At 68.8% G+C, this 21,122-nt stretch carries 25 protein-coding genes and 1 tRNA gene; 12 read left to right on the top strand and 14 right to left on the bottom strand.

From position 1 onward, the window contains the following. Nucleotides 1-177 precede the first annotated feature (177 nt). Complete coding sequence (locus ACTHL4_RS11665) at nt 178-1,023, top strand: PAC2 family protein (protein ID WP_440282935.1); 846 nt, start codon at nt 178-180, stop codon at nt 1,021-1,023. A gap of 1 nt (nt 1,024) precedes the next feature. Here ACTHL4_RS11665 and mshC read toward each other — a convergent pair whose 3' ends face one another. Genes mshC through ACTHL4_RS11640 form a run of 5 tightly spaced genes read right to left on the bottom strand, consistent with a single transcriptional unit; the run spans nt 1,025 to nt 5,408 of the window. Then, on the bottom strand, nt 1,025-2,266 hold the full coding sequence (gene mshC, locus ACTHL4_RS11660) for a cysteine--1-D-myo-inosityl 2-amino-2-deoxy-alpha-D-glucopyranoside ligase (protein ID WP_440282938.1): 1,242 nt from the start codon (nt 2,264-2,266) through the stop codon (nt 1,025-1,027). Nucleotides 2,267-2,291: 25 nt separating this feature from the next. Next, on the bottom strand, nt 2,292-3,101 hold the full coding sequence (locus ACTHL4_RS11655) for an SCO1664 family protein (protein ID WP_440282934.1): 810 nt from the start codon (nt 3,099-3,101) through the stop codon (nt 2,292-2,294). Then, nucleotides 3,079-3,618: a DUF3090 domain-containing protein gene (locus ACTHL4_RS11650; protein ID WP_440282933.1), complete on the bottom strand. Its 540-nt coding sequence runs from the start codon at nt 3,616-3,618 to the stop codon at nt 3,079-3,081. The genes ACTHL4_RS11655 and ACTHL4_RS11650 overlap by 23 nt, the downstream gene beginning before the upstream one ends. A gap of 10 nt (nt 3,619-3,628) precedes the next feature. Continuing rightward, on the bottom strand, nt 3,629-4,339 hold the full coding sequence (locus ACTHL4_RS11645; protein ID WP_440282932.1) for an MSMEG_4193 family putative phosphomutase: 711 nt from the start codon (nt 4,337-4,339) through the stop codon (nt 3,629-3,631). Between the two features lie 4 nt (nt 4,340-4,343). Further along, nucleotides 4,344-5,408 (bottom strand): LLM class F420-dependent oxidoreductase, encoded by a 1,065-nt coding sequence (locus ACTHL4_RS11640; protein ID WP_440282931.1) that lies wholly within the window; start codon nt 5,406-5,408, stop codon nt 4,344-4,346. A gap of 59 nt (nt 5,409-5,467) precedes the next feature. On the opposite strand from ACTHL4_RS11640, the gene ACTHL4_RS11635 reads away from it, so the two are divergent. After that, nucleotides 5,468-6,409, top strand: coding sequence for an aldo/keto reductase (locus ACTHL4_RS11635; protein WP_440282930.1), 942 nt, complete (start codon nt 5,468-5,470; stop codon nt 6,407-6,409). A gap of 3 nt (nt 6,410-6,412) precedes the next feature. Here the strand turns inward: ACTHL4_RS11635 and ACTHL4_RS11630 are convergent, their stop codons facing one another. Then, nucleotides 6,413-6,772, bottom strand: coding sequence for a hypothetical protein (locus tag ACTHL4_RS11630; protein ID WP_440282929.1), 360 nt, complete (start codon nt 6,770-6,772; stop codon nt 6,413-6,415). Between the two features lie 83 nt (nt 6,773-6,855). Between ACTHL4_RS11630 and ACTHL4_RS11625 the strand changes: the two genes are divergently transcribed. Then, nucleotides 6,856-7,050 (top strand): DUF5703 family protein, encoded by a 195-nt coding sequence (locus tag ACTHL4_RS11625; protein ID WP_440282928.1) that lies wholly within the window; start codon nt 6,856-6,858, stop codon nt 7,048-7,050. Nucleotides 7,051-7,094: 44 nt separating this feature from the next. On the opposite strand, the gene ACTHL4_RS11620 is transcribed toward ACTHL4_RS11625, so the two are convergent. Both ACTHL4_RS11620 and ACTHL4_RS11615 read right to left on the bottom strand, forming a co-directional pair. Further along, nucleotides 7,095-8,438 carry a M20/M25/M40 family metallo-hydrolase gene (locus ACTHL4_RS11620; protein ID WP_440282927.1) on the bottom strand — a complete coding sequence of 448 codons (1,344 nt, stop codon included), beginning with the start codon at nt 8,436-8,438 and terminating at the stop codon, nt 7,095-7,097. 31 nt (nt 8,439-8,469) lie between these two features. Then, nucleotides 8,470-9,993 (bottom strand): ATP-dependent DNA ligase, encoded by a 1,524-nt coding sequence (locus ACTHL4_RS11615; protein WP_440282926.1) that lies wholly within the window; start codon nt 9,991-9,993, stop codon nt 8,470-8,472. A gap of 127 nt (nt 9,994-10,120) precedes the next feature. Between ACTHL4_RS11615 and ACTHL4_RS11610 the strand changes: the two genes are divergently transcribed. The 5 genes from ACTHL4_RS11610 to ACTHL4_RS11590 all read left to right on the top strand — a co-directional run bounded on the left by ACTHL4_RS11610 (nt 10,121) and on the right by ACTHL4_RS11590 (nt 12,935). Beyond that, on the top strand, nt 10,121-10,705 hold the full coding sequence (locus ACTHL4_RS11610; RefSeq protein WP_440282925.1) for a TerD family protein: 585 nt from the start codon (nt 10,121-10,123) through the stop codon (nt 10,703-10,705). Nucleotides 10,706-10,856: 151 nt separating this feature from the next. Continuing rightward, nucleotides 10,857-10,939, top strand: a tRNA-Leu gene (locus ACTHL4_RS11605). Nucleotides 10,940-11,415: 476 nt separating this feature from the next. Then, nucleotides 11,416-11,562: a hypothetical protein gene (locus ACTHL4_RS11600; RefSeq protein ID WP_440282941.1), complete on the top strand. Its 147-nt coding sequence runs from the start codon at nt 11,416-11,418 to the stop codon at nt 11,560-11,562. A gap of 750 nt (nt 11,563-12,312) precedes the next feature. Beyond that, nucleotides 12,313-12,618: a hypothetical protein gene (locus ACTHL4_RS11595; protein WP_440282924.1), complete on the top strand. Its 306-nt coding sequence runs from the start codon at nt 12,313-12,315 to the stop codon at nt 12,616-12,618. Beyond that, complete coding sequence (locus ACTHL4_RS11590) at nt 12,615-12,935, top strand: type II toxin-antitoxin system PemK/MazF family toxin (RefSeq protein ID WP_440282923.1); 321 nt, start codon at nt 12,615-12,617, stop codon at nt 12,933-12,935. Before ACTHL4_RS11595 ends, ACTHL4_RS11590 begins: the two co-directional genes overlap by 4 nt. A gap of 336 nt (nt 12,936-13,271) precedes the next feature. On the opposite strand, the gene ACTHL4_RS11585 is transcribed toward ACTHL4_RS11590, so the two are convergent. Both ACTHL4_RS11585 and ACTHL4_RS11580 read right to left on the bottom strand, forming a co-directional pair. Then, the gene (locus ACTHL4_RS11585; protein WP_440282922.1) at nt 13,272-15,185 is read right to left on the bottom strand and encodes an MFS transporter; all 1,914 of its coding nucleotides are present in this window, start codon (nt 15,183-15,185) and stop codon (nt 13,272-13,274) included. Further along, complete coding sequence (locus tag ACTHL4_RS11580; RefSeq protein WP_440282921.1) at nt 15,182-15,376, bottom strand: hypothetical protein; 195 nt, start codon at nt 15,374-15,376, stop codon at nt 15,182-15,184. Before ACTHL4_RS11580 ends, ACTHL4_RS11585 begins: the two co-directional genes overlap by 4 nt. A gap of 404 nt (nt 15,377-15,780) precedes the next feature. On the opposite strand from ACTHL4_RS11580, the gene ACTHL4_RS11575 reads away from it, so the two are divergent. Beyond that, nucleotides 15,781-16,020: a hypothetical protein gene (locus ACTHL4_RS11575; protein ID WP_440282920.1), complete on the top strand. Its 240-nt coding sequence runs from the start codon at nt 15,781-15,783 to the stop codon at nt 16,018-16,020. A 71-nt stretch (nt 16,021-16,091) separates the two neighbouring features. Continuing rightward, a complete protein-coding gene (locus tag ACTHL4_RS11570; RefSeq protein ID WP_440282919.1) occupies nt 16,092-17,252 on the top strand; it encodes a CaiB/BaiF CoA transferase family protein in 1,161 nt (386 codons plus the stop codon). 16 nt (nt 17,253-17,268) lie between these two features. On the opposite strand, the gene ACTHL4_RS11565 is transcribed toward ACTHL4_RS11570, so the two are convergent. Genes ACTHL4_RS11565 through ACTHL4_RS11550 form a run of 4 tightly spaced genes read right to left on the bottom strand, consistent with a single transcriptional unit; the run spans nt 17,269 to nt 20,339 of the window. After that, entirely contained in the window at nt 17,269-18,255 is a 987-nt protein-coding gene (locus ACTHL4_RS11565; protein WP_440282918.1) for a biotin-dependent carboxyltransferase family protein, read from the bottom strand. After that, nucleotides 18,255-18,893 (bottom strand): 5-oxoprolinase subunit B family protein, encoded by a 639-nt coding sequence (locus ACTHL4_RS11560; protein WP_440282917.1) that lies wholly within the window; start codon nt 18,891-18,893, stop codon nt 18,255-18,257. The genes ACTHL4_RS11565 and ACTHL4_RS11560 overlap by 1 nt, the downstream gene beginning before the upstream one ends. Beyond that, a complete protein-coding gene (locus tag ACTHL4_RS11555) occupies nt 18,890-19,639 on the bottom strand; it encodes a LamB/YcsF family protein (protein ID WP_440282916.1) in 750 nt (249 codons plus the stop codon). Before ACTHL4_RS11555 ends, ACTHL4_RS11560 begins: the two co-directional genes overlap by 4 nt. A gap of 31 nt (nt 19,640-19,670) precedes the next feature. Continuing rightward, nucleotides 19,671-20,339 (bottom strand): LuxR C-terminal-related transcriptional regulator, encoded by a 669-nt coding sequence (locus ACTHL4_RS11550; protein ID WP_440282915.1) that lies wholly within the window; start codon nt 20,337-20,339, stop codon nt 19,671-19,673. A 175-nt stretch (nt 20,340-20,514) separates the two neighbouring features. Here ACTHL4_RS11550 and ACTHL4_RS11545 point away from each other — a divergent pair, with 175 nt between their 5' ends. Both ACTHL4_RS11545 and ACTHL4_RS11540 read left to right on the top strand, forming a co-directional pair. After that, entirely contained in the window at nt 20,515-20,793 is a 279-nt protein-coding gene (locus ACTHL4_RS11545) for a GlsB/YeaQ/YmgE family stress response membrane protein (protein WP_440282914.1), read from the top strand. After that, entirely contained in the window at nt 20,790-21,023 is a 234-nt protein-coding gene (locus ACTHL4_RS11540; RefSeq protein WP_440282913.1) for a hypothetical protein, read from the top strand. The genes ACTHL4_RS11545 and ACTHL4_RS11540 overlap by 4 nt, the downstream gene beginning before the upstream one ends. Nucleotides 21,024-21,122 lie beyond the last annotated feature (99 nt).

Genomic DNA, 21,122 nt, shown 5'->3' with positions numbered 1-21,122 from the left:
CCTGTTCTGAATCAACTGCAATGTCGGAGCGGCTGCTCACTGTGGGATCCCTTCGGGAGTCTGCGCAGAATGGCACGAGTCTAACGACCGGCGCGCCACGCCGATGGGCAGTCTCCCGCGGCGTCGCGACGGCCTAAGCTGAACCTCGGTGATGTTCACGGCGATGAGGAGGACCCGGTGATCGACTTCGAGGACGTGCCGTTGCTGCGCGACCCGATCATGATCGCCGCGTTCGAAGGCTGGAACGACGCGGGCGAGACCGCGTCGGCGACCGTCACGCACTTGATCGACACCTGGGACGCAACCCCGTTGGCCGCGCTCGACCCCGAGCTCTACTACGACTTCCAGGTCAATCGACCACGGATCACCAGTGACTCCGGACGGCGCGAGGTCGTCTGGCCCACCACGCGGATCTTCCTGGCACGGAACACCCCGCTGGACCGGGACGTGATCCTGGTGCAGGGCATCGAACCGTCGATGCGGTGGCGTGCCTTCACCGAGGAGCTGATGGACTTCGCGACCGAGTGCGAGGTCGGCATGATCATCACCCTCGGCGGTCTGCTCGCCGACGTGCCGCACACCCGACCGATCCCCGTCACCGTGACCTCGGAGCACGAGGAGACGCGGCAGCGGTATGACGTCGAGCCCAACCGCTACGAGGGGCCGACCGGCATCGTCGGGGTCTTCACCGACGCGGCGCACCAGGGCGACATACCGACGCTGTCCTGCTGGGCCGCGGTCCCGCACTACGCCGGTGCCGGCCCGTCCCCCAAGGCGACCCTCGCGCTGCTGACCCGTCTGGAGGAGCTGTTCGACGCCCTCATCGGCCATGCCGACCTGGTGGAGCAGGCACGCGCCTGGGAGCACGGTGTCGACGAACTCGCCGCGTCCGACGACGAGGTCGCCGACTACGTCCACTCGCTGGAGCAGACCCAGGACACCACCGAGCTGCCCGAGGCCAGCGGTGATGCCATCGCGCGGGAGTTCGAGAAATACCTGCGCCGCCGCGACACCGACGAATAAGTCAGGCGCGCAGGCCCAGCAACGCGTCCAGCGCGTCGGTGACCAGCGGACTGGCCGCGCCCTCGTCCGGACCGGCGGCCCAGTCGTCCACCAGCCGCAGCGCACCGGCGCTGTCCAGGTCGTGCGCCAGCGCGGCACGGATGCCGTCGATGAGCGCCGCGGCGCCGGCGTCGCCGCGCGATGCCAAGGCCCGTGTCCAGCGGTCCCAGCGCTTGACGGCGGTGTCCAGCAGATCGTCGGTGTACTCCCACGGCGTCCGGTAGTGCTGGTCGAGCAGCACGAGACGGATCGCCATCGGGTCCACACCGGCCGTGCGCAGGTCGGACACCCGCACGAGGTTGCCCTTGGACTTGCTCATCTTCTCGCCGTCGTACGCGACCATCGCCTGGTGCGCGTAGGTGCGCGCGAACGGCGGGTCGTCGGTCAACGCCACAGCCTGCACGGCGGACATCTCGTGGTGCGGGAAAATCAGGTCGGTGCCGCCGCCCTGCAGGTCGAAGCCCATCCCGAGATGGTCCAAGGCGATGGTGGTGCACTCCACGTGCCAGCCGGGACGGCCACGGCGCAGCTCGCCGGCGTCCCACGCCGGCTCCCCTGCGCGCTCCACGCGCCACAGCAGGGGATCCAGCGCATCACGCTTGCCGTCCCGGTCCGGATCGCCGCCGCGCTCGGCGAAGACCGCGAGCATCTGGTCCCGGTCCCAGCCGCTGGCCGCGCCGAAGGTCGGCTGGGTGGACAGGTCGAGGTAGATGTCCTGCGCCCCTGGTTCGACCGCGTCCGGGGTGGGCACCGTGTAGGTGACGCCCTTGCCGACCAGTCCCTCGATCGTGGCGACATGGCGGTCCATCGTCTCCACCACGCTCACGTAGTGATCCGGCGCGAGCACCCGCAACGCGGTCATGTCGGTGTGGAAGAGCTCGATCTCGCTGGTCGCGAGGTCACGCCAGTCGACGCCGTCGCGGGTGGCTCGCTCCAGCAGCGGATCGTCGACGTCGGTGACGTTCTGCACATAGTGGACCTCGTGGCCGGCGTCGCGCAGCACCCGGCCGGCCAGGTCGAACGTCACGTAGGTCGCGGCATGACCGAGATGAGTCGCGTCGTAGGGCGTGATCCCGCAGACATACATCCGCGCGGCCCCGTTGATCTCGAGCGGCACGACCTCGGAGGCACGGTGTCGCCACAGCGCCAATGGGCGGCCTTTTCCTTGTAAACCGGGCAGATTCGGCGAGGCCCACGGAGCAATCGTCACGCTGTCCAGGATAAGGGTGCTACCAGAGCGGCCACGGCAGCGGATGCCGGTAGTCGGGTGGCGCCGGCAGTTGCCGCGTCTGCAACAGGTCCTCGACCCGGTTGCGCAGGGCCACCAGCTCGTCCTGCTGTATGACGCCTCGCAGCGTCTCGCCCAGCACGCCTGCGAGGGCATCGCGGACGGCCTCGAGCCGCCCGATCTCGCGCTGCGACAACGTTTCTCCGGCGAACCCCCAGAGCACCGTGCGCAGCTTCTCCTCCGCGTGGAAGGTGAGTCCGTGGTCGACGGCATACAGATGATCGTCGTCGACGATCAGTGCGGAGGCCTTGCGGTCGGCGTTGTTGAGGACCACGTCGAGCAGGGCGACGTCCCGCAGTGTCGCGTGCGCTGCGTGGGAGACGACCAGCGGCTGGTCCTCCTCGTCGTGCACGCCGAGGACCGGCAGGTAGTCCGACGGCACGGCGGCCACCGGATCGATCCGCAGCAGATCGTTCTCGGTCACCGGTTCCAGCGGGCCGACCCATTGCTGGACCGAACCGGCGCCGAGCGGCCCGTCGGGTCGCAGCACGGTGACCGGCACGCAGTCCCAGCCACCGACGCGCGCGATGAGATAGGCGGCATACTCGCGGCCCGCGAGTGTGCCCTCGGGGAAGTCCCACAACGGCTGCTCGCCGCGGACGGGCTTGTAGACAGCGGGGATTCGCTCGCCGTCGCTGTCGATCCACACTCGCAGCACGAAGTTGGACGCCTCGACCAACCGGCCCTCGACCTCCAGCGGCCCGTCCAGCAGGAGCCGCTGCAGTCGCTCAGCGTCGATAGCCGTTGGCACGGGGACAGATGTGGCCGCTCGAGTCGAGCGGACCACCGCAGAAGGGACACGCCGGGCGACCGTCGGCCACGGACGCCAGGCCGCGTCGTGCGAACTCGCGTGCCTGCGCGGGACCGAGCAGCACCCGTACCAGCTGGCCGTCGGGGTCGGTGACCTCCCGCAACTCCTCACCGTCGCCGGTGGGCTCCAGCTCGACCTGCCGGTCGTGCGCCTCGATGATCAGCACTTGCCGCTCCGGCTCCCAGGCCAGGCTGAGCGTGCTCACCCGGAACTCGTCCTCGATGGGCGGCGTCAACGGGTCGTTGTCCTCGTCGGCGACCGGCAGGTCCTCGTCCACCGACAACTCGTCGAGCAGGTCGTTGACGCGCTCGGCGAGGACGGCGACCTGCTCCTTCTCCAGGGACACCGAGATCACACGGCGACCCTGAACGGCCTGCAGGAAGAACGTCCGGGCACCGGGCGGGCCGACCGTGCCGGCGATGAACCGGTCCGGGTGGTCGAACTCAATTGTCGGCATACTCGCCAGCCTAATCCGCGGAATCCGTGCCGGTCTCGCCGCCAGGTGTCGCATCACCGGTCGACGGCTCCTTGTCGGGTATGTCGGTCAGGTCGCCGGTGCTGTCGTTGACCCGGACCACGAACGGGCGCCGCGCGGTGTACCGGACGGCGCTGACCGACGCGGGACCCACGACGATGCGCTGGAACTGGTCCAGGTGGCTGCCGAGAGCATCGGCGAGCAACGCCTTGATGACGTCCCCGTGCGACACCGCCACCCAGATCGCGCGGGGACCGTGCGCAGCCTCGACCTCCGCGTCGAGCTGCCGCACGGCCGCGACGGCCCGGGAGGACATCTGCGCCAGCGATTCGTGGGCGAAGTCGGGCGAGGGCGGGAAGACCGCCGCGGAGGGGTGGTCCTGCACGGTGCGCCACAGGTCGTCCGTGACCAGTTCACTGATCTTGCGGCCGGTCCAGCCTCCGTAGCGGCACTCCCCCAGGCGTTCGTCGGTCTCGACGGCAACGTCCGGGGCGCCTGCCGCCACCGCTGCCGCGGTCTGCTGGCACCGCTGCAACGGGCTGCTGACGATCCGCACGATCGGCAACTGCTCGAGCCGCTTGCGCACCTCGTTGACCTGACGTTCACCGGTCTCGTCCAGTGCGACTCCGGGTGTCCAGCCGGCCAGCACCCCGGAGGTGTTGGAGGTCGTGCGGCCGTGCCGCAGCAGGAGAACAGTGGCCATCGCGTCAGCGCAACCCTTCGGCGTCCATGATGTCGGCGAGCGTGCGCACCGCCGAGATCCGCTCCTCGAGGGGGTCGCCCGCCGGCGAGACGCTGAGCGTGGTCACGCCGGCGGCGGCATACGCGTGCAGCCGCTCGGCGATGTGCTCGCGGGGGCCGATGAGCGCCGTCCGGTCGATGAAGTCGCGCGGCACGGCCATGGCGGCGTCGCGATGCTTGCGGTCCAGGAAGAGGTCCTGCACCTGTTGGGCCGCCTCGCCGAACCCCATCCGCCGGGCCAGCGCGTTGTAGAAGTTCTTCTTCCGTGAGCCCATCCCACCGACATACAGCGCGGCGTTGGCGCGCAACCGATCCGCGCCGGTGTCCAGGTCGTCGGCCCGGCTCAGGCCGACCTGCGCCGCGACGTCGAAGCCGTCCAGCGAACCGTCGGCGTGGCCGGCCTTCGTCCGCCCGGTGCGCAACTGCTCGAGTTGCTCGGGCAGGTGCTCGGGGCTGACGAAGATGCCCAGCCAGCCGTCGGCGATCTCACCGGTCAGCTCCATGTTCTTGGGACCGATGGAAGCCAGGTAGATGGGCACCTGGGGGCGTTCGGGTAGCAGGAGCAGTCGGAGCGCCTTGCCCGGCCCGTCCGGCAGCGGGAGTTCGAAGTGTCTGCCGTGGTACTCGACGTTCTTGCGGTCGAACGCCAACCGAATGATGTCGACGTACTCGCGGGTGCGACCCAGCGGACTGTCGAAGCGGACACCGTGCCAGCCCTCGCTCACCTGCGGACCCGACACGCCGCGGCCGCGGCGGAACCGACCGCCGGTGATCCTGTCCAGCGTGGCGGCCGTCATCGCGGCCATCGCGGGGGTCCGTGCCGGGATCTGGAACACGGCGCTGCCCCACTCGAGGTGGGTCGTGAAGGCGCTCAGGTATGCCGCGAGGGACGGCACGTCCGAGCCGTAGGCCTCGGCCAACCAGGCCACCCGGTAACCGGCGCCGTCGGCGGCCGACGTGAGTTCCTTCATCGCCGCCAGATCGTCGGTGCCGGTCGTGCCCCAGTAGCCCAGATTGATACCCAGATCCATGGCCACGACGCTACCCCGACCTCCGTCGATCGGGTCGTGACGACCACTACGGTTGTGCCGTGCAATCGGTGAATGTGGGCAGGTCGGGGCTGCGAGTCAGCGACCTCACGCTCGGGACGATGAACTGGGGAGACAGCGTCGACGAGGTCTTCGCCGAGGAGATCCTGCACGACTTCCGCGACGCCGGTGGCACGGCGATCGACACGGCATACGGCTATGGCGACGGCGCCGCCGAGGAGATCCTCGGCGGGCTCGTCGCCGGCGGCGACCGCGACGACCTGGTGCTGATCGGCAAGGCCGGCATCTCACGCACGACCGGTGCCCGGGTGGTCGACACCTCCCGCGGGACGCTGCTCAGCCAGCTCGACGCGTCGTTGCGGCGGCTGCGGACCGATCATCTGGATCTGTGGTTGGTGCACACGTGGGCCGACGACGTGCCGTTGGCCGAGACCATGTCGGCGCTGGAACACGCGGTGACCAGCGGACGTGCGCGGTATGTCGGCGTGTCCAACTACGCCGGCTGGCAACTGGTGGCGGCACATGCGGCGCTGCGCGATGTGCGCATCCCATTGACCGCCGATGAAGTCGAATACAGCTTGGTCGAGCGCGCCGCGGATGCCGAGATCCTGCCGGCCGCCGCGCACATCGGTGCCGGGGTGCTCGCCTGGGCACCGCTGGGCGGGGGCGTGCTGACCGGGAAATATCGCCGCGGTGTGCCCGCCGACTCCCGAGCAGCGACCGGGCGGCACGCGGGCTGGGCGGCTCGACGGCTGGGGGCGGGATCGGACTCGGTGGTCGACGCCGTCGCCACGGCCGCCGAAGGCCTGGGCGTCAGCCCGGCGCAGATCGCGCTGAGCTGGGCCCGGACGCGGCCGGGCATCAGCTCACTGGTTGTCGGAGTCCGCAACCGGACGCAACTGCGCACCGTGCTCGCCAGTGCCCAGACGCAGCTACCGCCGCAGATCGCGCAGGCGCTGGACGACGTGTCGCGGCTGCGCTGACGGTCACCTGGCCGGCTCAGGGTCCTCGTAGTCCAGGTCGTCGGTGTCGTCGCCCGACAGCCCGATGTAGCGATCGTCGTCGTCCTCGAGCTCGTCCTCCAGGTCGTCGCCGTCGGTGTCTTCCTCGTCGTCCTCTTCGTCGTCGTCCTCTTCGTCGTCATCACCGACGTAGACCTCCAGCGGCGTCACTTCACCGTAGGTGTCCATGAGGGCGTCGTCGTAGTCCTCGAACGCGTCCGCCAGATCGCGGTATGCCGCCACCACCGAGGGGTCGTTCTCGCTGCGGCGGGATGCGGCGGCCTCCAAGTGGCGTTCCAGCGCACTCACCAGGGCGGACAATGCGGCACGCGGCTCAGCGGTCATGGCTCGACCGTACCGGGTCGGCGGTGATTCGGGACAGAGCAACGCCCCTGCCGATCCGCCGGATTCGGTCTCGCTGGGTGATAATGGCGGCGATGACCGAGTATGAGTTCCGGGTGCTCAACTTCCCGCGCGACACCAGCCGGTCCGACGTGCGCCAGGTGATCGCCGACCACGCGGAGTACGGCCATTGGGAGCTGGCCCGCAGCCGGCTCTACCTGGGCGGCGCGCGCCGGGTGTGGTTGCGCCGCCGCATCATCCGCGTCCGCCGCACTGCGTGATACTGGTGACAGCCACCCGGAGGCGAGGAGTCGAACCAGACAGCTCAGCAGTCCTGAAGGAATTTCCGCAGCACTCGCGCACCGAACTTCAGCGATTCGACCGGCACCCGCTCGTCGATGCCGTGGAACATCGGTGCGAAGTCCAGATCGGCGGGTAGCTGCAGGGGCGCGAAGCCGTAGCCGTCGATGCCCAATCGCTGCAGCGCCTTGTTGTCGGTGCCGCCGGACAGGCAGTAGGGCAGGATCGCGGCACCGGGATCCTGTGACAGCAGTGCACGTTTCATCTTCTCGACCAGGGGCGCGTCGAACGGCGCCTCCAGTGCGATGTCGTGGTGCAGCACCTCCACCTCGACATACTCGCCGGCGAGTTCGCGGATCGTGCTCATCAGATCGTCCTCGTGGCCGGGCAGGTACCGGCAGTCCAGGGACGCCGAGGCCGACTGCGGGATGACGTTGTGCTTGTAGCCCGCATCCAGCATGGTGAAGTTGGCGGTGTCGCGCAGCGTGCCCTCGACGAAGCCGCGCGCACCGCCGAGCTTGCCGAGGATCGGTCCCAGGTCGTCGTCGCTGTATGCCGCGCCGGTCATTTCGCTCAGCCCGTCCAGCAACTGCCGCACCGATGCGATGTATTCGCGGGGCCATTCGTGGGCGTCGATGCGCGCGATGGCTTGTGCCAGCCGGACGACAGCGTTGTCGTCGTTGGGTACCGAGCCGTGACCGGCGCGTCCGTGGGCGTGCAACCGCAGCCAGGCGATCCCTTTCTCCGCGGTCTGCAGGAGGTAGGCGCGCTGCTGACCGGCCTTGCCGTCGAAGGTGACCGAGTAGCCGCCGACCTCGCTGATCGCCTCGGAGACGCCCTCGAAGAGCTCGGGGTGGTTGTCGACCAGCCAGCGGCTGCCCTTGACACCGCCCGCCTCTTCGTCGGCGAAGAAGCCGATGACCAGGTCGCGGGCGGGCTTCCGGCCGGTCCGTGCCAGCTCCCGCACGCAGGCCAGGATCATCGCGTCCATGTCCTTCATGTCGACGGCGCCGCGGCCCCAGACGCACCCGTCCTTGAGCTCTGCTCCGAACGGATCCACCTGCCAGTCCTCGGCGTTCGCGGGCACGACGTCCAGGTGACCGTGCACCGCGAGGCCGGGACGGGAGGGGTCAGAGCCCTCGATGCGCACCACCACCGACGCACGTCCGGGCTCACTCTCCAGCAGGACCGGGTCGAGGCCGACCTCGGTCAGCTCGCCCATCACGTATTCGGCCGCCTTGCGCTCCCCCGGGCCGCTGCCGTCGCCGTAGTTGCTGGTGTCGATGCCGATCAGGTCCTGCGTGATCCGCACGACCTCATCTTCGGCGCGCACCTGCTGCTTGTTGTCGCTGCTCGCCTCGTTCGTCATACGAGCAGCCTGCCACGGGCATCGCGGGCGATCACCCGCCGGCCAGCGTCCGGACGGTGTCGATGGTGTCGGCTTCCTCGGCGGTCTTGTCGTCGCGGTAGCGGATCACCCGTGCGAAGCGCAGTGCCAGCCCGCCGGGATAGCGGCTGGATCGCTGCAGTCCGTCGAAGGCGATCTCGACGACCTGCTCCGGTCGCACGTGGACGACCCAGCCGTCGTCGTCCGTGGCGAGCTCGGTGAATCGCGCGGTCTGCCAGCGGAGCATCTCGTCCGTCATCCCCTTGAAGGTCTTGCCCAGCATCAGATAGCCGCCCGACTCCGGGTCGCGTGCACCGAGGTGGATGTTGGACAGCAGGCCCGTGCGCCGTCCACTGCCCCGCTCGACGGCGAGCACGACCAGGTCGAGAGTGTGCCGTGGCTTGACCTTGACCCACCCGGCGCCGCGCCGGCCCGCGGCGTAGGGAGCGGCGAGGTCCTTGACCACCACGCCTTCGTCGCCGTGAGCGACGCGCTCGGCGAAGAACTCACGTGCCTGCTGGGCGCTCGCGACCTCGGCGTGCCGGATCAGCCAGCGCGCGGGCACGACCTGCGCCAACTCTCGGGCGCGCTCGCGCAGTGGCCTGTCGATGAGATCGACACCGTCCCGGTGCAGCAGGTCGAAGAACTGCGGGGTGACCGGCGTCTGCTCGCGCAGCCGTTGAGGGTCGGCGCTGCTTGCAGTGCGCGCGCCGGTCACCTGGAACGGCAACGGCCGCCCGTCGGCGGCGAACGCGATCGCTTCGCCGTCGAGGACGATCGTGCGCGCCGGCAGCGAGCGCACCGCCTCGACGACCTCGGGAAGCCGGTCGGTGATCTCCTCCAGGCTGCGGGTGAACAACCGGACGTCGTCACCGTCCTTGTGCGCCTGCACACGGATGCCGTCCAGTTTGGTCTCGATCTGCTGGGCCAGGCCGTCCTCGACGGCGTCGTCGATCTCCGGTGCGCTGCCGGCCAGCATCGGCCGCACCGGCCGGCCGACCACGAGCCCTACCGCGGCCACCGCCTCGGCGCCGTGGTTGATCGCGGCCGCGGCGACCGGAGCAGTGAAACCGGCGAGCATGACGGCCCGCCGAATGTCCGCCTCGGGCACGCCGCTGGCCGCTGCGATGGCGGTGAGCATCACGCCGTCACCGGCGCCTTGTCGCAGCTCACCCTGGATCAGCCCGGTGGCGAAGCGTTGCTCCGCGGTGGTCAGTCTGCCGAAGAGGTCGGCCAGCAACTGTTTGCGCCGTGCGACGGCTCCGGCGCCGTTCACCGCCGCAACGGCGGTCATCGCCGCGTCGAACTCCGTCACCGAGACCGTCGCCGAACCACTCGGCCCGGGCGCGTCGCGCAGGCCTCGCCAGCCGACCCCGATCCGCCGCTGCGGGAGCACGCCGGCCAGGTATGACGCCACCAGCGGCACCTCATCCGCTGTCGCGGCTCGCAGCAAGCTGGCCGCGGCGTCCCGCTTGGCCAGCCGCGACCGTGTGGCGCGTAGGGCCTCCGACACCGAGATGACCTGCTCCAACAGCATGGTTGCAGTCTGCCGGGCGGCACCGACATACAGGCGGTTCGGAGGCGGCGGAGGCGAGCCTGCTGCGCAGGCGCTAGCGTCGTGTCCGGGAACGACGAGTCATCCACCTCCACGAAGGGACAACCACATGCCGGTCAATCTCAGCAAGGGCGCGAACATCTCGTTGGAGAAGGCTGCACCGGGTATGACGACGGCGATCGTCGGCCTCGGCTGGAATCCGCGGACGACCGACGGCGCACAGTTCGACCTGGACGCGTCGGTGCTGCTGCTGGCCGAGAACGGCAAGGTGCGCACTCAGTCCGACTTCGTCTTCTACAACAACCTGACCGGTGATAACGGCGCGGTCCAGCACCTCGGCGACAACCGGACCGGTGAGGGCGAGGGCGACGACGAGCAGATCAAAGTCTCGCTCAGCCAGGTCTCGGCCGACGTGCAGCGCATCGCCTTCGTGGCCTCCATCGACCAGGCGGAGGCACGCGGTCAGAACTTCGGTCAGGTCTCGGACGCCTTCATCCGGGTCTTCGACGCCGATGACCCCACCAACTCCGACAAGGGCGCCCGCTTCGATCTCGGCGAGGACGCCGCCACCGAGTCGGCGCTGGTGTTCGGCGAGCTCTACCGCAACAACGGTGAATGGAAGTTCCGCGCCGTCGGCCAGGGCTACTCCAGCGGTCTCGCGGGCGTGATCCGCGACTTCGGCCTCGACGTCTGAGTCGTCCGCGCCAGGGGCGAGCGACCGCTGCGGGGGGGGTAACGGCCACCGGGCGTTGCAGGCGGTGGCACGATTGAAGGAAACCGGCCGCTGCGTGCTAGTGTTTCCGCTCGTTGGCCGCGCCATGCAGGTCGGTCGACGCACCCAATTTGTCCGGGTGGCGGAATGGCAGACGCGCTAGCTTGAGGTGCTAGTCCCTTAACGGGGGTGGGGGTTCAAGTCCCCCTCCGGACACACGTTCGAATGGCCTTGTGAGTCCGAATCGCTCGGATTCATAAGGCTATTGGCGTCTCGCCTGCCTGTGTTGCTGTGGCGTCGTTGACTCTGCCTGTCACTTCACAAGGCAGCCGCAGCTGCGCCGCGCTCAACTTCAGCGACGTAATCCCCCGGTGCGTCAACCGCCGGGGAACGCTTCGCGTGCCGCCGTCGCCGTGGCCGCCGCCACGGTCTTGCTGGCCGGTGTCAGTCAACGGCCACGACTACTCTGCGGTCGGTTAGCAGGTCACCAGTCTTCGCGCAATGCGCCACGGCTCAGCAGCCGTCGGTGTGAGGGCTTACGTGACGACGGCGGTCGTCTTTGGCGATACCTTCGCGCCGCCGTCGACGGCCGCACCCGGTGCGTTCGCATCCTCGGGACCATTCGTTCAGAGGCAACCCTGAACCGCCCCAGGTTTGATGCCGCATCTTTGTGAGTTGAAAGGATGCGTTTCATGCCGAAGAAGATTGATCCCGCGCTGCGGTTGCGAGCGGTACGCCTGGTGGCTGAGCACCAGCGGGAGTACCCGTCGCTGACGGCGGCCTGCGAGGCGGTGGCCAAGCACTACGTGGCTCAGGAAGCTGAGCTGCAACCCGTATGACAGCGGCACAGAACCTCGGGCGGTTCAACCTCAGTTGGCCCCACTGTGGCGGTCAGAAATGGCCCAAGCCGGTTGACGGGATGATCGCGCGGAAAGGTGCCGTGGCGTGGAACGACGGGTTGGCTGTTGAGATGAAGAATTAGCGTACGGCGGCAGGGTTGGCACCGAGGTCACATGAAACATCGGCGATTTCGGTCAGTTGCATGTCGTTTGTCGTGATGAGCACGGATGCCCCGGGCGTGACGCAATCGTGCTCCAAGGTGGCATGAACGTCGCACAGCGCCGCGAGGCAGTCCACCGATTGTCGGAGGCGAATATCGGCGATGGCATAGTGGTCGTCGGGACAACGCCATTCATCGGTGAAGGCTTCGACGCCCCCGCCTGGACACGCTCTTCCTCGCTGCTCCTGTCTCATTCGACGGGTTACTCGTCCAGTGCGCAGGGCGAGTTGTGCGAGCCGCACCCGGCAAGCTGCTCGTCAAGCGCACGACTATCACGACCATCAGGCGCCCGTCCTCGCCGCCTCGCTCAAGCGCCGAATGCCCGGCTACCGCGCACTCGGCTTCACCGAGTCATCCGGCACTCAGGGCCACGGCTAATCGCACACCCGGACGTCACGTTCGCGACGAACTCTCACCAGCTGCCTTCGTCCCCACTCTCGCGGGCCCGCCATGCGGGCCTCGAGGTCCGTCGGGAGCACCGCAGCATTCGAAAGCGTTGGCATGCAGCACATGCTGCATAATGTGATGCATGAAGGAAGCGCGTGACACGGTGCGCAAGTCGCTGCCGCTGACAGCCGCTGACCTGCGAGACTTGGCGTTCATGCGCCGGTCAACCGAGTACCGGCGAGTGCTGCAGGAAATGACCGGGACCGATATCGATCCGGAAGCCAGCGAGGCGTCCTACCTGCACGCCGTCCTAGAGGCAGGACTGACGGCACTGCGCGAACGGGCCGAGGAAGCCGGTTACGCCGCGATGGCGGCGCAACAGCAGGACACCACAGCGGAGCGCCAGCGTGTGGCCCGCCGCCGCATCCCCGACTGGGCGAACGAGTGACCTGGCCACTGTCCCGGGGCCAGGTGGTTCGCGCGGATATCGGACTGGCCGAGCCGAAACTGTTCGTGGTCGTCTCCAACAACCGCCGCAACAAAAACCTGGGCCAGGTCCTGGCCGCGCGCCTGACCACCACCGCCAAGCCACGGATCCCCAGCATCGTGCCGCTCGCCCACGACGATCACCTGGTCGGCAGCGTCGTCTGCGACGACATCGTGGAGATCTACCAGGACGAGGTCCAGGGCATCATCGGCGCCCTTAGCCCGGCTTCCATGCGAGCCATGAACGACGGATTGAAAGCCGTCCTCGACCTGCCCTGACAGGGCACCCGCCACACAAACCATCGGGTGCGGCCGAAAGCTACCGACGGCGATCCTCAGCACTTGTGAGCGCCGGCAATCGATCACCACGACGACACCAGGATCAGGAACAGTCACCCAGCAAGCCTGAAACTCCTGGTAATCCGCGGGATCGCAGCCTTCGGAATGGTCGGGACATTGGACAACCCCCCTCCGACGGACGTTCGAATGGCCTTGTGAGTCCGAATCGCTCGGATTCACAAAGCCATTCGCGTTCACGGCCCGGCCTGCGGCCTCATCTTCGAGCGGTCCGGCAAGCCCTCCGCAGGACTGGCGGTCGGTCAGCAGCGTCGGCGGCTACCGGTCGTCGGAGGGATCCGGCGGGCCGTACCGGTCTCGCGACAGGCGCACGGCCCGCCCTTCGGCCACCGCCTCCCGCAATGCCCTGCGGAACCGTCCCGGCCCCCAATACCGGGCACCCACCAGCTGTGACAGTGCAGAGTCCGTGAGCTGGCCGCGATCGGCCAATGCGCCTGCGATGGACTCAATCTCGTGGTCGAGGACCTCGGGTGGCTCCGTGCTGTCGGACACGGACATCCGGGGCGACCACAGGACCCGGCCGGGCCCTGGCCGGTAACGCGCCCGTCCGGTGGTCTGCAGCCGTTGCCGCTCCTGCCTGGACCTGATCCGTTCCCTTCGGGCATGACGAAGGTCATCCTCTCCCGCTGGCGTGCGGCCGTCGTGTGCCTCGTCGTGTCCCTCGTCCTGCCCCTCGTGCTTGTCCTGCTGGTCGCCGGCCGCCTTCTCCCCGGCGTCCTGCTCATCGCCCTTCGCGTCCTGGGCGGTCAGTGGCATTGCGATACTCTCCAGGCTCTTTCCCTCGGAACTCACCCCGAAGAGCAACTCGACCGCGCCGCCGATGGCCATCACGACGGCGCCGATGACGAATCCGAGGGCGATCAGCGAGTTGTCGCCGGAGTTGATGAAGCGGCCGAACAACAGGGGGCCGGCGATGCCGCCGGCAGCGGTGCCGATGGCGTAGAAGAAGGCGATCGCCAACGCTCGCGTCTCCATCGGGAAGATCTCGCTGACCGTGAGGTATGCCGCGCTCGCTCCCGAGGAGGCCAGGAAGAACGTCACCATCAACATCGCTTGGAATCCCCAGACGCCGCCGGCTTCTTCGACGATGATCCAGGCCAGGATCAGTCCGGCGACGGCTGAGCCGAGGTAGGACACCGCGATCATCGGCTTACGCCCGACCGTGTCGAACAACCTCCCGAGCAGGACCGGTCCGAGGAAGCTGGCGACGGCATACAGGATGAAGAAGATCGGCACCCGATCCGACGACACGTGGTACGCCTTGCCGAGCAGTGTCCCGAGGTCGAAGGTGATGCCGTTGTAGAGGAATGCCTGACCGACGAACAATGCGAAGCCCAGGATCGCGCGCTTGGGATAGAGGGTGAAGGCCACCTTGGCGATCTCCCGGAACGGGATCGCCGTGCGCTGCCGCACGGTGATGCTGTCGCCCGGCTCCGACAGCTCCTGACCGGTTTCCTCCTCGACCTCCTGCTCGATGCCGCCGACGATGCGTTCGGCCTCGTCCTGGCGACCGTGGATGAACAGCCACCGTGGGCTCTCCGGCACGTGCCGCCGGACCAACAGCACCAACAGCCCGAGTATCGCGCCGAGGCCGAATGCCAGCCGCCAGCCCAGATCCGCGGCGAGCAGGGACTTGTTGAGCAACAGGATGGCGACGGCAGCACCGGCCGCCGCACCGGCCCAGTAGGTCCCGTTGATGATCAGGTCGATCCGTCCGCGGACGCGCGCCGGGATGAGTTCGTCGATGGCCGAGTTGATCGCCGAGTATTCGCCGCCGATGCCGGCCCCGGTGAAGAACCGCATGACGAAGAAATACCAAGGCGCGAAGGTGAAGGCGCTCAGCACGGTGGCCGTGATGTAGACGCCCAACGTGAGCATGAACAGCTTCTTCCGCCCGAAGCGGTCGGTCAGCTGCCCGAAGACCAGCGCACCCACGCACGCCCCGACCACGTAGATCGCGCCCGCCAGGCCGATCTGCGCAGAGCTGATCGAGATGCCGCTGCCGCTCTCGGTCATCCGGGCGGCGACGTTGCCCACCATCGTGACCTCGAGGCCGTCGAGGATCCACACACTGCCGAGCCCGATGACGACGCGCCAGTGGAACTTCGCCCACGGCAACCGGTCCAGCCGCGCCGGGACCGCGGTGGTGATCGTGCCGGTCTGCAAAGTCACGACGTGCGGTCCTTGCGAACGCGCAGGAAGCGCCACACCCGCAACGGGAACATGCCCAGGTATGGCGCTCGCTTGCCGGTGTCGGCGTTGTCCGGACGATCGAACGCGGCGGCATACCTGCGCGCCGCGGCAGCGGAATCGTAGGTCTTGGTGCCGGCTTCTCCCCCGCACCACTCGCAGGCCCAGGTCATCGTGCGGTCCTGCGCACGGAACCGGATGCGATGGCCCCACACCGCGCACTTCCAGCCGTGACGCGCGCCCGGTACGTGCGCGGCCACCTGCTGATCTGCGGATCCGCCTCCCTGGACCGGTCGGTGTGTCGCGACGGCCCCTGTCCCGTTTGGCTGGTGCATGCCCCTCCTCGTGTCACGTGTTCTCGGCCCGTGATCTCCCTACCCAGCCGTGCGCCGCATAACCATGTGCCGGTGCCCGCCCGGCAACGCCCGAGCCAAGGGACGGTAAGGAGTTGGTCTGCAGAACCCGCAAAGTGTTGACAGAGCCGAGAACCGACCGTCACTGTGGAACGCGCCTCTAGCAGTGGGGCAACACACATCCCGCTGCTCACCGGCGGCGGGCTCGCCTCCTGGAGGTCCCCATGACGATCACAACCCCGGCCGAGGACACCGCCGCTGAGATTGCCGCACCGGTGCCCGGTTCGGTCCGTGCGCTGATCAGCGAACTGGCCCAGCTCGAAGACGCTGTGCGAGAGGTCCGCAGCCACACCACGATGGCGAACGGCAACGGCCCGGTCCTGGACCCGCACGTCCTCCGGCTGCTGCAGCGCGAAGCCGAGATCGTCGGTGCCTTGCGCAACGGCAGGCACAGCACGCGCTGACCGATCCCGCCCTCTGCCGAGCTATCCTCCTCGGTGCGTGCCCGGTCGCGCATCAACAGCAGAGGGGCTCCATGATCGCTGACGACGAACTGGCCTGTCCGCTCGACGGACTCACCGTGGCCGACTTCTCCCGGGTCCTGGCGGGTCCTCTCGCGACGATGACCCTGGCCGATCTGGGCGCGCGGGTGATCAAGATCGAACAACCCGTCCGGGGCGACGACACGCGCGCGTGGGGCCCGCCCTGGTCCGCTCACGGATCGACATACTTCGAGAGCGTCAATCGTGGGAAGCAGTCGATCGCTCTCGATCTCAAGGAACCGACGGACCTCGAGACCGCCCGGCGGATCGCGACCCGTGCGGACGTGGTCATCGAGAACTTCGCGCCCGGGACGATGGATCGGCTCGGCCTCGGGCACGATGCGATCGCCGCAGCGAATCCGGGCTCGATCTATTGCTCCATCAGCGGTTTCGGGAGCGGCGACGGTCGCTACCTGCTGGGTTACGACTTCATCGTGCAAGCCGTCGGCGGCCTGATGAGCATCACCGGTGCGACAGACGGCGAGCCCACCAAGGCAGGCGTGGCTCTGGTGGACGTGCTCACCGGGAAGGACGCCGTCATCGGCATCCTGGCCGCCGTCGTCGCCCGCGCCCGCACCGGCCGCGGCGAACGGATCGAGGTCTCCCTGCTGACGAGTCTGCTCGGCAGTCTGGTCAACCAAGGACAGGCCGGTCTGGAAACCGGTCACGCGGCTCGTCGACTCGGTAACCAGCACCCGAGCATCGCGCCCTACGAGACGTTCCGGTGCCGGGACGGACTCATTGCGATCGCCTGCGGCAACGACCTGCAGTTCGAGCGCCTGGCCAAGGCACTCGGCGACCCACCGCTGGCCGCCGACGAACGATTCGGCACGAACGCCGACCGGGTCGCGCACCGTCCCGCATTGGTCCAGCGACTGCAAGCGCTGCTCGACCAGGCGGACGTCGAGCACTGGGTGATGATCTTGAACGAGGCGAAAGTTCCTGCTGGCAAGGTCAATTCGATTCCGGAGGCCATCGCGTTCGCCGATGCATTGGGGCTCGATCCGACGATCCGCGTCGGCGACGGTTGGGCCGAGCAGATACGTCATCCCGTCCGGTGGAGCACCTACCGCACGCGGGAGACCACTCCCCCGCCGGCCCTCGACCGCGACGCGGCCGAGGTTCGCCGCTGGCTCGACGGTCACGACGCCTGACGCCCAGGCTCGTTGCTCAGCTGCCCACCGCGAGCGCAGCGACGATCGCGGCGACCTCGTCATCGGTCGGATGACCGGCTATCCGGATCCCGGGTTGCAGTCCGGCGACGGGGGTATCTGTCGCGCCGGCCGGGCGGAAGACGATCTGTTGCGGGGGCCGCGCCTGCGCGGCACGCCCGACGTCCTCGCTCACGACACACCCGACGACCGGATAACCACCGGTGATCGGGTGATCGGCCAGCAGCACGACCGGTGCCCCGTCCGGCGGCACCTGTATGGCGCCCAACGGCATACCTTCGGCCGGCAGCTCACGGTCATGGATGCGCGCCAGCTCCGGCTGGCCCGCTGCACGGGTCAGCCGTGCACCGACCCGGTCCACCGCATCGGTGGTGATCCACGAGCCGCGGAACAGTGCCTCGGGGTCGGTGAACCAGTCCTGACGCGGACCCAGCTCGACCCGCAGCACCACGGGTTCGTGGGCGGGGACCACGGACCGGCACGGTGACCACGCAGCCGACGGCACGTCAGCACCGGTCGGTTCATCTCCCACCGGCAGCACCAGGCCCGGCGCCAGCGGATCCGGACCGACCCCGGCCAGCGTGTCCCGACTGCGCGAACCCAGCACCTGCGGAACGGTGATCCCGCCGCGCACCGCGACATACGCCCGAAGCCCGGCCGCGGCAATGCCGAGATCCAACTGTGCACCCCGCGGCAGGTCGACAGCGCCCCCGTGGTCGAGCTGCCGACCGTCCACCGACACCGGCACGCTCGCCCCGGTGACTGCCACGGTGACCGGGGACAACGCCTCGAGGCCAAGGCCGCCCAGCACGCATTCGATGCCGGCCGCATTGGCCGGGTTGCCGACCAGGCGGTTTGCGGCACAGAGGGATTCGCGGTCCGCGGCACCGGAGACGCCCACGCCGCTGGAGAACCAGCCGGGACGGCCCAGGTCCTGAACACTCGCCGACGGGCCGGTCCGCAGGACCCGCAGAGATCGGCTCATCAGGCCTCCAGCTGCACGAAACGCACCGCGACACCCGGCGTCAGCAGTGCCGGCCGGTCCCGGTCGAGGTCCCACATGGCCGTCGTCGTCGTGCCGATCAACTGCCAACCGCCCGGCGAGGTGCGCGGATAGACGGCACTGTAACCATCCGCCAGCGCGACCGCACCGGCCGGCACTCGGGTGCGCGGAGAATCCCGCCGAGGAACGACCAACGTCGGCTCGTCGGGCCGCAGATAGCCGAACCCGGCCGTGAAACCGACGAATCGGCAGCGCCACAGTCGACTGGTGTGCACCGCGACGACCTCCGCCGGAGTCATACTCAGCACACGGGCGACCTCCGCCAGGTCGGGTCCGTCATAGTGCACGCCGACCTCGACGACCTGCCGGTCGGGCTCTGCCACCTGATCGCTGGTCGCATCGCTGAGGCGGGCGCGCACCGCGCGCTCGACCGCCGCCAGTCGGACACCCTGCTGCGTGGTGAGCAGGATCGTCTCCGCCGCGGGCACCAGGTCGCACATACCCACCGGAGGGTCGTTGCGCAGCACGTGGTCCAGCAGTTCGACGTCCGCAGGGTCGTGCAGCACGAGCAGCAGCGCCCGGTCCCCGGCGCGGCGTATCGACACGTCGTCGGGCGTCATACGAAGGCCCGCACGGTGATGTCAGCGGCCGCCAACTGCTGTCGCACCGCCGCGGCAAGACGGGCGGCGTCCGGTGAGTCCCCATGAACACAAAGGCTTTCCGCATCGACGCGCACCTGCGTGCCGTCGATCGCGGTGACAGTGCCGGACGAGGCGATGCTCAGCGCCTGCCGCAGCGCCGCGTCCGGTGCCAACAGGGCCCCGGCGTCCCGCCGCGACACGAGGGTGCCGTCCGCGCGGTAGCCACGATCGACGAACGCCTCGCGGACCGCCCGCAGGCCGGCGTCCTCGGCCAGGGCCAGCAGCACCGACCCCGGAAGCCCGAGCACCGGCAGGGCGCCGGGGTGGTCACGGACCGCCGCGATCACGGCCGCCGCCTGCTGCTCGTGGTGGACGACGGCGTTGTAGAGCGCGCCGTGCGGTTTCACGTAGGCCACCACACCGCCCACAGTGCGGGCCAGGCCGTCCAGCGCCCCGATCTGGTAGAGCACATCGGCATACAGCTCATCCGGTGCGACGTCGATGAAACGCCGGCCGAAGCCGGGCAGGTCCCGGTAGCCGACCTGGGCGCCGATCACGACACCGTGCGCGACGGCATCCCGGCAGGTCTGCAGCAGCACCTGGGGGTCACCGGCGTGGAAGCCGCACGCGACGTTGGCCGAGGTCACGAGCCGCACCATCGCGGCGTCCTCCCCGAGTGTCCACCGACCGAAGGATTCGCCCAGATCGGCGTTCAGATCGACCACGCCTCCACCTGCACCGCCCCGCGCGTCCATGTCACCGCCCGTCGCGCCAGAGTTCGATGCGGTGGTGGTCCGGACTGAAGCCGTGCCGGATGCCCCAGAGCACGGCCTTGGTCCGGCTGTCCGCGCCGATCTTGCGGTAGAGGCTGCGCACGTAGGACTTGATGGTGTTGGGACTGAGATAGGTGAGGGCGGCGATCTCGGCGTTGCTGCGCCCCTGCGTGATCAGGGCCAGGATCTCCGACTCCCGATCGGTCAGCCCTTCGTGCCGCCCCGGCCAGTCCAGTCCGGGGCCGACGTGCGCCCCGCGCGACTGATCGCTGACCACCCGCCGGCCCGCGTGGACCGCTTCCAATGCCTCCACCAGTTGATGTGCCGGCAGCGTCTTGGACAGATACCCGTCGACGCCGCGTTCCTGCGCGAACGCCACCAGCTTCGGGTGGAAGCTCCAGGTATAGACCACCACGCGCCGGGCGCGGGGGCTGGCGACCAGCACATCGATCTGTTCGGCGTCCGCCTCGCCCTGGGCGAACGAGTCGTACAGCGCGATGTCGACGATGTCGACCAGGGGCTTGTTCGCGTCGATCTCCGTCACCACGACGCGGTCCTGGTAGGGCTCGAGCATCCGGGCGAGTCCCTTGAGCACGACGTCGTAGTCGTCCAGGAGGGCCAGGCGAATGGGTTCGGTCTCGGGTGCGCGCACGCCGCAAAGATAACCCGTTGGGGTGTGCCGGACCCGCCCCTGGGGTGAGACGGTTCAGTGCGGATCGACCGGTCCGCGGGGATTCGCCGACGGCACGGCAGCAGAGGTAGCTGCGGTGCCGATACGCGTGCCCCCACACATTTGCCCGAACACCTTTGAAGGAGCACATTCACCCATGCTTGGTCTCATCATCAGCCTGATCGTCGTCGGCCTGATCGCGGGAGCCGTCGCCCGCCTGCTGGTACCGGGACGACAGAACATCGGGATCCTCGCCACGATCGTGCTGGGCATCATCGGATCGTTCATCGGCGGCTTCCTCGGTTACCTGATCTTCCACAAGGATGCCGGCAACGGCTTCTTCCAGCCGTCGGGCATCATCGGCTCGATCATCGGCGCCGTGATCGCGCTGTTGATCTACACCCGGATGGGCGGTCGCCGCACCGTCACTCGGTGACGCGACCCGTGAAGGTCATCTATGCGGCCCTGCTGCAGCGCCGGTGGGCGCACTGGCGGATCGTCGTGCCGGGCGTCGGCGTGACGACCGTGCGTGTGCGCTCCCGGGCGGAACGTGCCGCGCGTGAGCTGATCACCGCCAAGACCGGTCAGGCGCCGGCCAGCGTGATCGTGCTGAGCGACGATCCCGATCGTCCGGGACGACGCTGGGCGACGCACCCGCCGGACTGAGCGCGCGCTGCCTCGGCCGCGCACAACCCCCCTACCCACAACCCGGGTAGGGGGTTGTAACCCTGCCTTCTACATACGGCGGGCCCCCGGGGTGCCCGG

It is taken from the genome of Flexivirga sp. (genome assembly GCF_051955415.1).
Lineage (GTDB): Bacteria > Actinomycetota > Actinomycetes > Actinomycetales > Dermatophilaceae > Flexivirga.
The sequence above is the reverse complement of the archived record's forward strand: the minus strand, read 5'-3'. Positions and strand labels throughout refer to the sequence as shown.